Raw genomic sequence first — 16,115 nt, forward strand, 5'->3', positions numbered from 1 at the left:
CACTCCCGCGCATTCATCACTATCAACGGATGCCGACTAAAAATAACCAATAACTGTCAAACCGACATCTCATAACATTGTCGTGTTTTACACTCATTGCTATTTGCCACTCATCTCCCGAGTCAGGTATTAAAGTACAGCTTCAATAACTTGCAACCTTCGTTATTGCAATAAACGATGGCAGTGCGCCATGAATGACCAGGAAACTTTTATGATCCGTAAATGTTTGTTCCCCGCTGCCGGTTATGGCACGCGTTTCTTGCCGGCCACCAAAGCCATGCCCAAGGAAATGCTGCCGATCGTCAACAAGCCGTTGATCGAATACGCCGTTGAAGAAGCACGGGACGCCGGCCTGCAACACATGGCCATCGTCACCGGACGGGGCAAGCGCGCACTGGAAGACCACTTCGACATCAGCTACGAACTCGAACACCAGATCCGTGGCACCGAGAAAGAGAAATTCCTGGCCGGCACTCGCGAGCTGATCGACACCTGCACGTTCTCCTACACCCGTCAGGTGGAAATGAAAGGCCTGGGCCACGCGATCCTCAGCGGCCGCCCGCTGATCGGTGACGAGCCCTTTGCCGTGGTGCTGGCGGACGACCTGTGCCTGAACCTCGAAGGCGACGGCGTGCTGACGCAGATGATCGAGCTCTACAAGAAATTCCGCTGCTCGATCGTCGCCATCCAGGAAGTCCCGCGCGACCAGACCCACAAGTACGGCGTGATCGCCGGCGAGGCGATTTCCGAGGGCATCTACCGGGTCAACCACATGGTGGAAAAACCGGCCCCGCAAGACGCACCGTCGAACCTGGCGATCATCGGCCGCTACATCCTCACGCCGGACATCTTCGACCTGATCGCCGACACCGAGCCGGGCAAGGGCGGCGAAATCCAGATCACCGACGCCCTGATGAAACAGGCGCAGAACGGTTGCGTGCTGGCCTACAAGTTCAAGGGTCTGCGCTTCGACTGCGGCGACGCCGAGGGTTACCTGCAGGCAACCAACTTCTGCTACGACAACGTCTACCTGAAGGGCCGCTGAGCGGCCCCCACTGATTCATCGCCGCACGCACATCCAACGAGGCAACCATGAACATTGCACAACATTCCGCAGAGATTGAACGTGAGGTGGACAACCTCGGGGTGATGAGCTGGTTATCCCGCCATCAGCCATTGCCCAGCGCCAATGGCCCGTGGTTGGGCACCTTGCTGCTGGTCGACCGCCTCGGCGTGTTTCCCTCGTCCGGGGACATACGCCGAGCGATGCGTGATCCGTATCCCCTGCTCGCCCACCTGAAACGGATCTACGGCGAGCAGGCGCTGGAGGTCGATGACCGCGACGGCCTGAAAGTGATTTTCAGCGACTGGCGTTTTCGCGTGCGGATCTGCTGCAACGACCCGGCGATCATCGTCAACGTGGAAACCCGTTGCGTGACGCAGTTGATGCCGCAGAAAACCGCAGAGCTGCTGAGCCATCTGGATCTGTTCGACAACTGACGGCTACTTCGAAGTCTCGCCACAGTTGTCCTGTGGCGAGACTTTTTGCTGTCCGCCCACGAACCAGCGATAGAAGTAATCGGCAATCACCCGCCCACCCGTGGCCGGCACCGGATGAATCTTGTCCGGCCCGATCATCGCTGCGGCGTAGCGTTTGACGTCGGTGCCGAACGCGCATTGCAGATTGGCGTAACCCAGACGCTGCTCACGGGCCCAGGGCTCGATGACCTGCGCATAAGCCGACATCGGATAGGCGCTGGAGCGGGTGGTGTCCTGACGCAGGATCAGGTTGATGCTCGCCGCCGGTTGAATCTCGCGGAGCATGCCGACCAGTCCCTGAACGTTATGCAGGTACTGCTCGGGCTTCACGCCAAAACCCTGATCGTTGCCACCGAGCATGATCAGGTAAATGTCTGCGGGAATCTTCGACACCACGGTTTTCCACTGCGCCTGCCAGCGGGCATCGTCGTGATAGAAATCAGCGGACGCCGCGCCGGACGCCGCCAGTTTCGACACCCGAACCCCGTCCTGATCGTTGCTCAGCCACAGGCCGAACAGGGTCGGCGCGCCCTTCACCACTTCCAGTCTGAAAGACCAATCGGTCGCGGACGACGTGCCGGGAAGCGGGACTTCCTGAACGCCCTCGCCTGCGAGTTTCAACGGCTGCCAGTCGGCGGAAGGTGACCAGCGATAACGCAGCTCACTGGACTCACCGTTGCCGAGGTAGAGCAGTTTCGCCTGAGTGACGGCGGTGTTGATGGCGGGCGTCGGGCTGGCCTCGACTTGCAGCCAGGCGCCGGAGCGGCCGGTCACCGTGCGACTGTCGGGGCTGGCCTGGCCGAGGCCGGACACCTGCCAGTCGCCGCCAAAGTATTTCTCGCTAGTGCGGGTGTATTTGAAATGCGTACCGCCCAGCGCTGCGCCGTGGTTGAAGCCAACATAACCCGGCCCGGCAAACCCGACCTCCCCGGCCACCCGTTGCACCAGTTTGTTCAGATAGAAATCCTGCCCGGCGCTGTAGCTGTCGCCGATCACCGAGATCGACAAGACCTTGCCGGCCTTGCCTTCGCGCCACTGGCCAAACCGCTCGCGAGCGTCGCCGATTTGCACCACCGACGCCGCCACCGGCGGCACATCATCAACAGCCAGCATGAATCGCTTCCTTCATCGGGTCTGCGCCACCGGCGCGATGGTCTCCGCCGGTTTCTTTTTGGTCGCGGCACGTTCGCCGAGAAACAGCACGGAAGTGAAGTTGAACCGACTGAAAATCATCGACAACACCACAGGCCCGAGCAAACCACACGTCAAACCGCAGAACACCAGCACGCTTTCATCTTTCACGCCCAAGCGGCCGAGGATCGAGCGCGACGTGGCGGCGAACAACACATGAAACAGGAAAATCGCATAGGAGTAACCGCCGAGCCAGGTCAGCGCCTTCGAGCGCATGTCACTCGACAGCAACGCGATGCACGACACGCAGCCCACCGCCAGGCCAATCAGGCTGCGGCGGTCGACGATCAGCTCGCGGTCCACCGACGCCACGTACAGCAGCGTCAGCGAGATCAGCACAAACACCAGCGGGCCGATCACCTTGAACGTCTGCTTCAGCTCGCTGACTTTCTCCTGGCCGATCATGCCCGCCACAAAGAACGGCAGCAGGTAAATCGCCCCGTTGATACCGAACGCATCCACCGGAAACGCTGGCAACAGGAACACTGCCGCCGCGAACGCGAACAACAGGTACAGGCGTGTTGGCGTGCGCAGCAAACCGCGCCATTCCAGCAGGCCGACGAACATAAAAATAATGAACACCGCCTGCAGGAACCAGAAGTGGTTGATCGGCACATAGAACGACAACAGCGCATCCATCACGCTGACGTCCTTGTTCACGCCCGGCCCGACCGCCTGCAACACCGAAAACGGCACACCCACGCAAAACAGCGGCACGATCAGCCGCCGTACCTTGCCGCTGAAGAACGCGGAAAAGTCATTGCCGCGAATCTTGTAGATGGAATAGATGTAGCCGGAGATGAAGGTGAACAGCGGCATGCGCACGTACACCATCGAATCGGCGATCACCCGGAACGGCGAGCCGATGTCGATTTTCAAACCACCGCCCAGCGGCCCGATCACGTGATAGAGCACCAGCAACAGGCACGCCAGGCCACGCAGGGTTTCGATCTCCAGGGACTTTTTCTTGCTCGACATAAAGCACCCGCCTCAATTCAGAATTCTTGATTCAACCTTCACCGGTTTGTTCGCCCGCAGCATCAGACCCAGGCCCACGAACAACACCGGCACCACCATCGAAAAGTGCCGGGCGAACGAGCCGAAGTCCGGTTCGAACAAGCCTTGAACCAGCAGGAACGCCAGCGGAATCGCGATCAGTTCCTTGGGTTTGGTCTGGATCGGTGCGCCCTTGTAATCGGTCGAGGTGATGACTTTGAACAGCAGCAGCGCGGTCATGATCATCAACGCGACGAAGATCACCTGACCCGGCCCGGACAGCAGGATCAGCTCAACGGGAAACGACAAGCGGAAGAAAATGATCATCGAGTCCAGGGCCTGCGAGACGAAGTCGCTGCCGCTGAGCCACGAGACGATCAGCGATTTGGAACCCTCTTCGCCCGCCGTGCGCAGTTCGTTGTTGCTGGCGCGAATCGACGACACCGGAAAGCCCAGCGCCAGCTGAATCGCCATCGCAACCGCCAGGTAGAACAGGAACAGCATCAGGAAGAAGGTGGTGCGCGAGACGTATTTCTTCATCACGCAGACGCCGACCCACGACAGCGAAAACAGGATCCAGTACGGCCGGATCAGGACGCCGTAGATCACCGCCGAGAGGAAAAATCCGCCGCGATATTTACGCGTCAGCGAGCTGAACAGAATGCTCAGCACCGCAACCGACACGATGATTTCCTTGGTCAGGTTTTCCAGGAAGAACGAACGCACGATGCCCCACAGGCACAGGGTTCCGAAGATGGTCAGCGGCATGCGCCGGAACACCACTACGGGAATCGCCGTGAGGAAAAAGTTGCAGAACATCCCGTAGGCCCAGGCGTTGGTCAGGTTGATCCCGGTGGGCCGCAACAGGAACGCCGAACACTCGTAGGACGAGCGATCCGGCGAGAACGGGTTCCAGAAATTACAGTTGTCGGCCCGGGCGTAAGACGACCACAAGGTCATCGCATCCGGGCCCGGATCGCGGGGAATCAGCAGCGGCATCGCCACCGACAGAAACAGCCCGGTGAACAGGATCAGGAACGACAGCGAGGAATCGAGTCGGCGGCCGCGAAACTCGATGCACGGCAGTTTCAGGCCCATGACACGACAGCCTTTTTCGCGCGCGTGGCGCGAGTCAGCAGCGCAATCACGGCGAGCTGCACGATGATCGCGAAGACGTTGCCCCAGGCCGCGCCGTAGATCGAATAATGCTTGATCAGCAGGTAACTGACCGGCACTGAAACCAGCAGACAAATGGCCGCACTGGCGAGGGACACCCGACTGTTTTTCGAGGCGATCAACCCGCCCCAGACGATGTCGCCAATGGCGCGCAGGGCGAAGGAGAAAATCAGCACACCAAGAATGCCGTTGTCCGGACGCGGAACGCTGGTGGCGACGTAATCGAGCACCACGTTGAAGAACAGATAAATCCCCACGGCGACCGCCGCCGACACCGCCAGCGACCGCGCGACCCACTTGTTCACGAACAACTGCCTGACCGTGAACGGTTGCTGATCGGCCTGATAACGCTTGGCGAGCAGCGGAATGCCGACCACCGCCACCACCGCGTAAGACAGCGCCTGCAAGGTGTTGGCTGCCGACCACGCGTACACGTATTTACCGAGGCTGGCGTAGGGTTCGAGGTCGATGATCAGAAAGCGCTCGGCGTACTGACTCAGGGCGATCAGGCCGGTGCCGAGGTAAAACGGCAACCCGGCTTTCCACACGGCCGCCGTCGCCAGCGTTCCCTCTTCCCGCCCGCGATGAACATTCACCACGATCAGGTAACCGGCGACGATCACCAGCACGTTGGCGATGACCCACAGCCACAGCACGCTGGCGATTCCGGACACCCAGCCGAGCGCCATGCCGCCCACGGCCAGCAGCGCCCAAAGCCCGGTCTTGATGAAAAACAGCAGCGCACCCGCCGTGGCTTTCTGTGCGGAAAACACGAACGAGTTGATCTCGAACGACAGGTGTTCGGTGAGCAGTACCAGCGTCACGCAGGCGATCAGCGCGGTGGTCGCCTCCACCGACTGGAACAGCGAATAAATCACCACCGTCAGCACCGACAACGCCAGTCCCACGGCCAGGTACAGCAGCAGCACCTTGTCCACGACCCGGCGCGAACTGCCGCCCACGCTGATCAGCCGGTTGATCTCGGAACTGAAACCGACGCTGTAGAACTTCGACGCGATCAACGACGCCGCGACCACCACGCCGTAAAAACCCAACGCCTCGTAACCGAGGTAATGGGTGATGGCGAGCACCAGCAAGAACTTCGCGCCCAGTGCCCCGCCCCGCAGCAACAGCCGGAATATCATCGAATGACGCCCTTGATGATGTCGTCCATGGCCACGGTTTTCGCCTCGATTTCGCGGCAGGTGTCGGTCAGGCGTTTGCCGAAATTCGACAGCGCGTCAGGCGCGTAAACCGTGTCGATGATGGTGTCGACGTTGATGTCGCCGCCGTTGATGACCCAGTCCTCGACGCCCATGTCCTGATAGGCGCCGAAGCCTTTGCGCTCATAGCTGATGTGGTACGCCGGCACACCCGAAAGCAGCGATTCGATCGCGCCGTGCAAGCGCACGGAAATCACCAGGTCCGGTTGGTATTTGGCCAGCGTTGCCTTCAACGGCAGCAGGTCTTCGGTGATGCCCAGCTCGCGGTAAAACGCGCCGTCATCGTTACCGCGCACGGCGCTCTGTACAGCGCAGACCACTTTGCTTTTGTTCTTCAAGCGCTGCAGCAGCACTTTCAGGTTGGCCACGTAGGCGAGTTTCTTTTCCTTGCTCCATGCCGGCGGCTTGCGCAGCACCACGCACACCGTGGCCGGCGTCGAGGCGCAGCGGGTGAACTTGGGTTGCTGAAGGATCTTGCCGGCCAGCGCCTGCACCGCGAGGTCCGGTGCGCGGTAGACATTCTCGCAAGCATCAAACAGCGCCGAGGAACGGTTGTCGCGCACGAACACCGCATCGGCGCTGGCGTAGTGGCCGACGATCTTGTCGCTGTCGCCGTGGAACGGCCCGATGCTTTGCGGCAGGTACACCGACGGCACTTTGCTGAGGATCGCGGTTTCCAGTTGCTTGGCGTGGCCGAGTTTCAGCTTGATGTGCTCGAAGGCGCTTTTCGAGCGCATGTAGCCGCCGCCGACGCCGACGATCAGATCGGTTTTCTTCAACAGATCCGCCAGCCCCGCGTAGGACTGATTGAGGAACACCGCTTCTTTGACCCGGCCCAGGCCCTTGGCCGCCATCACCGGCGCATCAAAGCGCGGGTGCGGCAGGTACTTGAAAGAGTCCGGATCGGACGCCACGACGCTGATCGCGGTGTCTTCGCCAAAGTTGCGCTGCACCAGCGCAATGGCCAGATCGACCAGCAGACCATCGCCGGAGTTGGAGGCACTGTAGCCATGCAAAATCGTTACGTTCATGAGCGGAGTTCTACTTAATAAGAGGGAGCGGAATACACGTCGTAGGTCTGGCGGATCATCAACGCGGCGCTGAAACGCTCGCGGACGATGCGCCGACCTTCGATGCCGAGGGCCGACAACGCAGGTTTCTGGATTTTCTTCAGGCGCTCGGCCAGCGCCTGGTGATCGCCGGCAGGAAACACGTAACCGGACACGCCATGGGTGACCAGCTCGGGCAACGACGTGCAGTCGCTGGCGATCACCGGCAGGCCCAGCGCCATGCCTTCCAGCGGCACCATGGCAAAGCCTTCCCAGCGGCTCGGCACGATCAGCGCATCGGCTTTCTGATACAGCGCGTGCACCTCGGTTGGCGTCACCCATGGCAGGTATTCCACCCCGTCCAGCGACGGACATTCGACGACGTCCTCGTTCACCGCACTGCCCACCACCGTCAGTTTCAGGTCGCTGCGTTTTGCTTCGCTGTAGGCCTTGAGCAACACGTCGAAGCCTTTCTGGTAGTCGAGGCGACCGACGAACAGCAGATGGATCGGTGCCGGATCGTGGGCCTTGCGTTCGTCATCCTTGTGATCGATGCCGTTGTAGATCAGCGTCATGCGCTTGCGCTCGATGCCAAATTTCGCGGCCTTGTCCAGCTCGAACTGGCTGACGCAGATGATCTTGTCCGTGACCTTCTGAAGCACCCGCTCGATCCACGCATAGACTTTCTGCTTGATCGGCGAGCTTTCCATCAGGAACGAAAACGCATGGGGGCAGTAGACGATTTTCGGCTTGCGCCACGGCCGCAAAAGCACGCACACACAACGGCCGATCACCCCGGAAAAGGTGCTGTGCAAATGCACCACATCGGGTTTTTCCTTGAGCAGGACCCGCGCCAGTTGCCATGCAAAACGCAGCAGCGACGGCACATTCCGCCCGCTTCGGGCGAAGGTACGGATCTGCTGTGCATCGATGCCGTGCAGTTCTTTCTTCTGGTCGAGCGGGACCAGATACACCAGCTCATAGCGCCCGTCTTCCGGAGCCGCCGAAATCGTGCGGATGACCGTCGCCACCCCGCCTTTGATCGTTTCCGCCACGTGCAGTATTTTTTTCACAACCCACCCACTTTCATGCCTGTAAGGACCGTCGCTGAGATTCAGGACTGGTCGGACGCGTATTCGTAGTTGTAATAGCTGCCGTTGCCGTAATAGCTGGCCGCACGCTTCTCGACGCCGTTGAATACCGCGCCCTTCAACTCGATACCGTTCTGGGCGAAACGCCGGATCGTCATTTCGATTTCCTTGGCCGGGTTCACCCCGAACCGCGCGACGATCAGGCTGATGCCGGCTTCGCGACCGACAATCGCCGCATCAGTCACCGCCAGCAGCGGTGGCGTGTCGATGATCACCACGTCATAGCGCTCGCTGAGTTGCGCCAGCAGTTCGCGGAAATTGGCGTGCATCAACAGCTCGGAAGGGTTCGGTGGAACCTGGCCACGACTGATGAAGTGCAGATTGTCGACCTCGACCTTGTTGATCGCCTGATCGAGGGTGCAGCGCTTGACCAGCAGATCAGACAAGCCGTTGGTGATCGGCGTGTTCAGGGTCTTGTGCAGATGCCCCTTGCGCATGTCGGCGTCGATCAGCACCACGCGCTGCCCGCTCTGCGCCATGACCGCCGCGAGGTTGGAAGAGACGAAGGTCTTGCCGACCTGCGGGCTCGGGCCGGAAATCATGATGCGGTTGTTGGTCGAATCCAGTGCGGCGAAGTGCAGGCAGGTGCGCAGGCTGCGGATCGATTCGATAGACAGATCCGTCGGGTTGCGCAGGGCCAGCAGATACGCTGGCGTATCCGCCGCGACTTTGGCCCGGACTTTTTTGCTGTCCTCTTCCTGCTGCAGGGCGCTGTAAGGAATCGACGCGTAGACCGGCAAGCCGAGCTGCTCGATGCCTTCCGGCCCTTCCAGGCCCTTGCTCAGGGATTTGCGCAACAGCACCAGCGCCACGCCGACAAAGGCACCGAGGAAAGTGGCGATCAACACTATCAGGGCTTTTTTCGGTTTGACCGGGCTGGTCAGGTCGACATCCGCCGTATCCACCAGACGCACGTTACCCACGGCACCGGCGCGGATGATGTCCAGCTCCTGGGATTTGTTCAGCAACTGGGTGTAGATCTGCGAAGCGACTTCGACGTCGCGGGTCAGGTTGAGCAATTCCTGCTGCGTAGCCGGCAGGTCCTGAACCTTGCCTTCCAGCGAGCGCTGTTGCTGGGTCAGTTCACCGATCTGGGTCATCAGCGCGCGATAGGCCGGATGCTGTTTGGTGAACTTGCGATCCATCTCCGCCTGTTGCAGTTTCAGCTCGGAAATTCGCGTTTCGAGCGCGACGGACTGGCCGAGCACCGATTGGGTTTCCAGCGAGATGTTCACGGTCTTGCCGTGGGTCTGGTAGGCGTTGAGCGCATCGCTGGCCTTGGCCAGGTCACGCTTGACCTGCGGCAACTGGCTTTGCAGGAAGGCCAGGCTCTGCGCCGCTTCGGCCGAAGTACGGCGTACGTTCTGATCCACGTACAGCGAAGCGATCTTGTTGAGGATCTTCACCGCTTCGGCGGCGTCGCTGCTGGCCAGGGCCAGACGGATGATCCCCGATTCCTTGCCTTGCTCGGAAATGTCCAGCGCGTCCTGATAACCCTGAATGGTCACGATTCGCGGGTAGCGCACCACTTCGAAACGGGTCCCGGGGTTGGCCAACAGTTGCGCGACCTGCCCTTCTACGCCGTCCTGCGCGAAGGCTTCGCCCGCCACGCCGTCGACCAGCAGGTTGTCGTTGTCGTCGAGCAGTTGAAAGCGATGTTGTTCGCCGGCGATCAGGGTGAGTTTCTTGCCCAGCAGTTCCTTGGGCAGATTGAGCTTGGCAAACTCCAGGCGCTCACCGCCCCAGGCGTAGCTGCTCAGGCCGAAACGCGGCGGCGCGACGCTGAGTTCGGTCTCGCCGCGATAGCGCCGGGAGAGAAAGCCGCCAATCAGCGGAAAGGTGTTGGGGGTGACGTCGATGTCCAGGCGCAGATCATCAACTGTCTTGCCGATCACCGCGCGGGATTTGATGATGCCGATTTCGGTCACCGACGGCGATTGCCCGCCGAGCATGCTGTTGAGGTCGGAAAAACCCAGCATGTCGTTCTTTTTCGGTTCGACCTGCACCAGCGCGTTGGCCAGATACACCGGCGTGGCCAAAATCGCATAGGCCACACCGGTCATCATGAACGCGCCGGTGAACGCACCGATCAACCACTTCTGATCGATCAGGCTGCCGAAGATGCCGAGAAGATCAATACTGTCTTGATCGTTGTCGCGGGTGCCGATTACTGAAGGTAACTGCATAAGTCTTTCTTACCATTCACTGAACTGAAGAATATTCATCAACGCGCCAGGCGTTGCGCCCATGAGCTAACAGCATCTTCAATCAATGCATGGGCATGAATAAAAGCGGCTTGCCCCTGACGATACGGGTCCTGTATTTCTCGTTCGCTCTGCCACTTGCCCAGCAGAAACACTTTGCCCCTGGCGTGAGAGGCAATCTTCAGTACTTGATTAACATGTTGTTTTTCCATGACCAGAATCAGGTCTGATTCATTGACGATGTCCGCTGTCAGTTGCCGCGCCTTGAACCCTTCGGCACTGTGCCCATGGTCTTCCAGCACCTGGCGCGCATTTGTCTCAACGCCTTCACCGACCCGTGCAGACAGGCCTGCGGAGGTCACGCTGATCGCCGAGGGTGTCAGTGCATTGCGCAACAGAAGTTCCGCTGTCGGACTTCGGCAGATATTGCCTACGCAAACGACAAGAATCTTTTTGAACAAGGTTTACTTTCCCGTGTAATGTCAATCGGCCAACATGCCTTGCACATTCGAATGAACCCGCAAGACCTTCCTTCACTCGGAAATAGATTCACCCGTTAATACCGGTGCATTAAGTACCACGGCCTCTAAAAGTCCCCCAACCAGAATTACCGGACTAAAAATAACTGTGATTTTCGGGCGAAAGTTTTCCGACAAAAAATAACATTCGTGCACTTCGCGCCCTCTTCGTCATCGAAATACAGGCAACGAGATAACTATTGGCTAGATGTCATTCTCATCAGGAGAGCAGACATGAAATCAGCACATCTCAAACATCTTGGTGCCGCCGCCCTGTTGATGCTCAGTGCTACCGCGCAGGTTCACGCCAGCGCGTTGTTCCCGTCACTGCCCGCCAGAACCATCGGCGTTCAGGTCAAGATCCAGAACTTCACCCCGGCCGACGCCGAGCAGATCAAAGCGGCCGGATTCAGCTTTGTGCGCTTCGGCGTGTGGAGCGACAGCCTCGGCGCCAAGGCCTATCAGAAACAGATCAGCGATGCGTTCGCGGCGGCTCGCTCCGCCGGATTGCCGGTCTTGATGACCGTGCGCGCCACCAAACCGTTGACCGGTGATCTGACGACCGCCGGTGAAGCCTTCGCCAACGCGGTGAGCGGGCTTGAGCAAGCCTGGAGCACGCAACTGGTGGGGATCGAAATCTGGAACGAGCCGGATCTCGACACCTACTGGCCCACCGGAGACTTCAAAAATACCTTCGTGCCGTTCATGACGGCCATGTGCAAGACGCTGCAAGGCAAGCCGCAATCGACGCCTCTGGTGGGATTCGGTTTCGCCCGCCCGCCGACGGCCGGCTCCGCCTCGACCGTGGCACTCAACAGCATCCTCGGCACTTATCCTCAGTGCCTGGATGCCATTTCCTACCACCCCTACGGCATGACCGCGACGCAGATCAGCAACGCGCAAACCTTCATCCAGCAAAACTTCCATCTGCCGGGCGTCATCAGTGAATGGGGCATCTCGGCGCTCGCCTCCAACGGCGGGCCGGAAGGGCAAGCCAGTAAAATCTCTGCGTTCATTGCCGATGTTAAAAAACTCAACATCCCGCTGACGTCGATTTACGAATGGAAGAACAGCGAGTCGGGCAGCAACGACCGGGAGAAGAATTTCGGCCTGCTGACCTCAGACGGGCAGTCGAAACCGGCACAAACGGCGGCCTCGACCCAGCTCAACGCCGAATAGGCACTGCGCAACGGGTCGGTTGCTTTGAACCTGTGGTCCTTTTTGGCATCGTATTGATCGATAACGCGCCCCGCCTTTCAAACAGCCGTTTTCAGGTTGTTGCCTGCGGGGCGCTCGATACGCCGACATACCCTTGAGTGGCTGTCGGCGCTCGGGTAATGTCACCAGACCCATAGGACAGAGCACGCTCATGACTTCCAAGCTGGAACAACTCAAACAGTTCACCACCGTCGTGGCCGACACCGGCGACTTCGAAGCGATTGCCCGGGTCAAACCGGTCGACGCCACCACCAACCCTTCCCTGCTGCTCAAGGCAGCGGCCATTCCGGCCTACGCCGAACTGCTGAACGCCAGCGTGCGCGACTGCAAGGGCGATGTCGGCCTGGCCAGCGACCGTTTCGGCGTCGCGGTCGGTCAGGAAATCCTCAAGGTCATTCCGGGCCGCATTTCCACCGAAGTGGATGCGCGCCTGTCGTTCGACAAGGACGCGGTGCTCAAGCGCGCCCATCGTCTGATCGAACTGTACGACAAGGCCGGCGTTGGCCGTGACCGCGTGCTGATCAAGATCGCCTCGACCTGGGAAGGCATCCGCGCTGCCGAGATCCTGGAAAAGGAAGGCATCCAGACCAACCTGACCCTGCTGTTCTCCTTCGCTCAGGCCGCAGCCTGCGCCGATGCCGGCGTGTTCCTGATCTCGCCGTTCGTGGGCCGCATCTACGACTGGTACAAGAAGGCCAACGGCAACGACTACACCGGCGCCGACGATCCGGGCGTGCAGTCCGTGACGCGCATCTACAACTACTACAAGGCCAATGACTACAAGACCGTGGTCATGGGCGCGAGCTTCCGCAACCTCAATCAGATCGAGCAACTGGCCGGCTGCGACCGCCTGACCATCAGCCCGGACCTGATCGAGAAACTGGCAGCCGACACCGGCAAGCTGGAACGCAAACTCGCTCCGGGCCACGCTGGCGAGGCGCGTCTGAGCCTCAACGAAGCGCAATTCCGCTGGTTGTCCAACGAAGACGCGATGGCCACCGAGAAACTGGCCGAAGGCATCCGTCAGTTTGCCCGCGACCAGGAAAAACTCGAGGCGCTGCTGCAAGCCAAGCTGTAATCGGCCGAGCGCAAACGCAAAAAGGGCGAACCCTCACAGGTTCGCCCTTTTTTGTGCCTCGCGGTCTGGCTGATCAGTGCCGTTCGAGGGCATTCACCAGGTCATGGAACGCTTCGCGGTTGGAGTCGTTCAGGCCCATGAGGATCTTGTGCGCTTCGAGCACCTTGATCCGCACCACCTCTTCCGACTGATCCTGATCCGGCAGGTCGTCGAGGCATTCCGGGCACGGCACGGGATGGTTGACGATATTGAACACCTGCTCGAAACCCATCGACTGCAACAGACGGGTGATGTCCTCGTGGGTGGTGACCACGGTCGGCAGCAGGCCGACCTTCTGCCGCGACAGGATCGACAGTTTGGCCAGCAGGCCCAACGTGGTGCTGTCGATGCTGCGGGTTTCGGTCAAATCGATCACGATCGCGTTGAAATTCAGCGCGGTGAAGATTTTTTCAATAGTCGCATCCAACGCCGAACACAGGGTCAGGCGAACTTCACCGACGAACTTCAGGACGAAGGTGCCGTCCTGCTCGGCGAACTGGATTCTACCGGTACTCATCAAAGATTCCTGCTCAACACCAACAGGGCGATATCATCCGGCATCTCCCCTAGCGTGGCCAATCCAAAAACCTGCCGCAGACCATCCAGGCTGCCGCCCGCCGACTTCACCTTTTGCGGTAAAGCGGCTTCTTTCTCTTTGAGTGTGGGCTCTGGCAAAAGATCCAGAATGCCATCAGACATCAGCGTCAGGCTGAACGTCGGTGGCAGCTCGAGCACGTGGTCTTCGTAGGTGGCTTCGTTGAAAAGCCCCACGGGCAGACCGCGCCCCTCGAGGTAGCGAACACTGTCAGGCGTGTACAACACAGGCAACGGCAGATGGCCGCCGATGCTATAGGTCAACAAACCGGTCTCCTCGTCGATGACTCCACCGACCATTGTGACGTGTTTACCCAGCTTACAACTGATCAGCCCCCGGTTGATATGACCGAGAACTTCCGAAGGCTTGAATTCCGGCAGCGTGCCGTTGCGCTTGGATTCGAACAACAAGCGCGTGGTCATGAACTTCAGCAGCACGGTGACAAACGCTGAAGAAGCGCCATGACCCGATACATCCGCCAGGTAGAACGCCACCCGGCGCTCGTCGACCCGGAAGTAGTCGACAAAATCACCCGACAGGTACAGCGACGGGATGATCTGGTGCGCAAACCTGAATTCGTCGATGGCCCACGGACTTTCCGGCAGCATGTTCATCTGCACCTGGCGACCGGCGTTCTGGTCTTCCTGGAGCAGGTTCAGGCTGGCTTCGAGTTCGCGGTTGGCCTTTTCCAGTTTCTCACGGTAGCGCTGGTTTTCCAGCAGCAGACGCGCACGATCCAGGGCCCGGCGCACGGAGTGCTCGAGCACGGCCAGATCTTCGAGAGGCTTGATCAGGTAATCCGCCGCGCCCAGGCGCAGGGCCTCGACCGCGTCGTTCATCACGCCGGCGCCCGAGACCACGATCACCGGAGTCTGCGGTGAGCGCTCAGTGACCTGACGGATGAGTTCGAGACCGCCCATCTGCGGCATGCGCAGATCGCAGATGACCAAGTCGGGCGTGTCTTGCTCGAATACCTGAAGACCCTGCTGGCCGTTACTGGCCTGCAAGACGCTGAAACCACTGTCTTCCAAATAGGCCGCGAGGCTCGCGCGCACTACTTCGTCATCATCGATTATCAGCAGCGTGGCACTGGTTTTTGGCATGTGGGCAAACGGCGCCAGAATTAGGTTGGCGTAGCAGGCGGGGCAACGGCCCGGCGCAGACTACTGGATTCGCTTTCTAGCCTCTCTGCTGCACCGCTTCGGAGCGTTTGCCCCGCACACGGTTGCACCAGAGGTGCCCTTCTAAGGCGCAGACGGTACTCCCATCCTTCGAGCGTTTCAAGCATGCGCCGATGGTCGCTTGGAGACTTTGTTTGTCAAATCACTCGCAGTTATAAGAACGGGTTCTTCGGTAACCCAATCATTGGTCGCGCCCACAAAAAAGGCGACCTCGCGGTCGCCCTTTTCTGCCGATCAATCGAGATCAGAAATCGTCTTCGACCTGCCCGTCCTTGACCTTGAACTCGCGGTTCTGCAGGTAGGCGTTGCGGATGAAGGTGTACTTGTCGCCGCTGATCAGCTTCTCGCTCGACAGCAGGCTGGCGCGGGTGTCCACGATGTTCAGGCCGAAAATCGAGTTACGTACCGGCACATCGTTGATGTAGCGGTACGGGCCGGTGTAGCTGTCGACGTACTTGGACGGTGCGTCGCGCAGGGTGCTCGGGCCCATCAGTGGCAGCATCACGTAAGGACCGCTGCCGACGCCCCAGTAGCCGAGGGTCTGGCCGAAGTCTTCGTCGCTGCGGTTCAGGCCCATTTTGGTGCCGACGTCGAAGAAACCTAGCAGGCCAAAAGTGGTGTTGAAGATCAGGCGCGCGGTGTCGACGCCTGCGGCGGCCGGTTTGGCCTGAAGAATGTTGTTCGCCAGGTTGGTGACATCACCGACGTTGCGGAACATGTTGTGGATGCCGTCTTCCAGGAATTGCGGAGTAACAAATTCGTAGCCCTGCGCCAGAGGCTTCAGCGCATAGGTGTCGACGAAATCGTTGAACTCGAAGATCGGACGGTTGACGCTTTCCCAAGGGTCTTCTTCCGTTGCGGCCTGAGCGGCGAACGGCACCAGCATCACGCTGGCACATACACAAAGCTGAGCAAGAGGATGGCTCCAGCGCATAGAAAACTCCTTGGATAGTACGG

Annotated in this window: 15 protein-coding genes; 4 read left to right on the plus strand and 11 right to left on the minus strand. The window is 59.7% G+C overall.

Going from position 1 to position 16,115, the window contains the following annotated elements; all coding sequences use genetic code 11:
- Positions 1-211: 211 nt before the first annotated feature.
- Positions 212-1,045: a UTP--glucose-1-phosphate uridylyltransferase GalU gene (galU, locus tag AC0R79_RS20940; protein ID WP_007951629.1), complete on the plus strand. Its 834-nt coding sequence runs from the start codon at positions 212-214 to the stop codon at positions 1,043-1,045.
- 47 nt (positions 1,046-1,092) lie between these two features.
- A complete protein-coding gene (locus AC0R79_RS20945; protein WP_007951628.1) occupies positions 1,093-1,500 on the plus strand; it encodes a phosphohexomutase domain-containing protein in 408 nt (135 codons plus the stop codon).
- A gap of 3 nt (positions 1,501-1,503) precedes the next feature.
- On the opposite strand, the gene AC0R79_RS20950 is transcribed toward AC0R79_RS20945, so the two are convergent.
- The 8 genes from AC0R79_RS20950 to AC0R79_RS20985 are packed head-to-tail and all read right to left on the minus strand — an operon-like array spanning position 1,504 to position 10,990.
- On the minus strand, positions 1,504-2,652 hold the full coding sequence (locus AC0R79_RS20950; protein WP_127799014.1) for an SGNH/GDSL hydrolase family protein: 1,149 nt from the start codon (positions 2,650-2,652) through the stop codon (positions 1,504-1,506).
- 12 nt (positions 2,653-2,664) lie between these two features.
- The gene (locus AC0R79_RS20955; protein WP_474731592.1) at positions 2,665-3,708 is read right to left on the minus strand and encodes an acyltransferase family protein; all 1,044 of its coding nucleotides are present in this window, start codon (positions 3,706-3,708) and stop codon (positions 2,665-2,667) included.
- Positions 3,709-3,720: 12 nt separating this feature from the next.
- Positions 3,721-4,824: a hypothetical protein gene (locus AC0R79_RS20960; RefSeq protein ID WP_007951624.1), complete on the minus strand. Its 1,104-nt coding sequence runs from the start codon at positions 4,822-4,824 to the stop codon at positions 3,721-3,723.
- Positions 4,815-6,047: an MATE family efflux transporter gene (locus AC0R79_RS20965; RefSeq protein WP_240869396.1), complete on the minus strand. Its 1,233-nt coding sequence runs from the start codon at positions 6,045-6,047 to the stop codon at positions 4,815-4,817. The genes AC0R79_RS20960 and AC0R79_RS20965 overlap by 10 nt, the downstream gene beginning before the upstream one ends.
- Complete coding sequence (locus tag AC0R79_RS20970) at positions 6,044-7,156, minus strand: polysaccharide pyruvyl transferase family protein (protein WP_007951622.1); 1,113 nt, start codon at positions 7,154-7,156, stop codon at positions 6,044-6,046. The genes AC0R79_RS20965 and AC0R79_RS20970 overlap by 4 nt, the downstream gene beginning before the upstream one ends.
- A gap of 14 nt (positions 7,157-7,170) precedes the next feature.
- Positions 7,171-8,247 (minus strand): glycosyltransferase, encoded by a 1,077-nt coding sequence (locus AC0R79_RS20975; RefSeq protein ID WP_474731593.1) that lies wholly within the window; start codon positions 8,245-8,247, stop codon positions 7,171-7,173.
- Positions 8,248-8,288: 41 nt separating this feature from the next.
- Positions 8,289-10,511 (minus strand): polysaccharide biosynthesis tyrosine autokinase, encoded by a 2,223-nt coding sequence (locus AC0R79_RS20980; protein ID WP_085700487.1) that lies wholly within the window; start codon positions 10,509-10,511, stop codon positions 8,289-8,291.
- Positions 10,512-10,549: 38 nt separating this feature from the next.
- Positions 10,550-10,990, minus strand: a complete 441-nt coding sequence (locus AC0R79_RS20985; RefSeq protein WP_045121663.1) for a low molecular weight protein-tyrosine-phosphatase — start codon at positions 10,988-10,990, stop codon at positions 10,550-10,552.
- A 291-nt stretch (positions 10,991-11,281) separates the two neighbouring features.
- Between AC0R79_RS20985 and AC0R79_RS20990 the strand changes: the two genes are divergently transcribed.
- The gene (locus AC0R79_RS20990; protein ID WP_474731594.1) at positions 11,282-12,226 is read left to right on the plus strand and encodes a glycosyl hydrolase family 5; all 945 of its coding nucleotides are present in this window, start codon (positions 11,282-11,284) and stop codon (positions 12,224-12,226) included.
- Positions 12,227-12,416: 190 nt separating this feature from the next.
- The gene (tal, locus tag AC0R79_RS20995; RefSeq protein WP_085608222.1) at positions 12,417-13,343 is read left to right on the plus strand and encodes a transaldolase; all 927 of its coding nucleotides are present in this window, start codon (positions 12,417-12,419) and stop codon (positions 13,341-13,343) included.
- A 73-nt stretch (positions 13,344-13,416) separates the two neighbouring features.
- On the opposite strand, the gene rssC is transcribed toward tal, so the two are convergent.
- From rssC to AC0R79_RS21010, 3 genes are all read right to left on the minus strand, one after another.
- Positions 13,417-13,899, minus strand: coding sequence for an anti-sigma factor antagonist RssC (gene rssC / locus AC0R79_RS21000; RefSeq protein ID WP_003226553.1), 483 nt, complete (start codon positions 13,897-13,899; stop codon positions 13,417-13,419).
- Positions 13,899-15,080, minus strand: coding sequence for a two-component system response regulator RssB (gene rssB / locus AC0R79_RS21005; protein ID WP_041475374.1), 1,182 nt, complete (start codon positions 15,078-15,080; stop codon positions 13,899-13,901). Before rssB ends, rssC begins: the two co-directional genes overlap by 1 nt.
- 322 nt (positions 15,081-15,402) lie before the next feature.
- Positions 15,403-16,092 (minus strand): MlaA family lipoprotein, encoded by a 690-nt coding sequence (locus AC0R79_RS21010; RefSeq protein WP_192561795.1) that lies wholly within the window; start codon positions 16,090-16,092, stop codon positions 15,403-15,405.
- Positions 16,093-16,115 lie beyond the last annotated feature (23 nt).

It is taken from the genome of Pseudomonas sp. HD57-3, assembly GCF_056113135.1.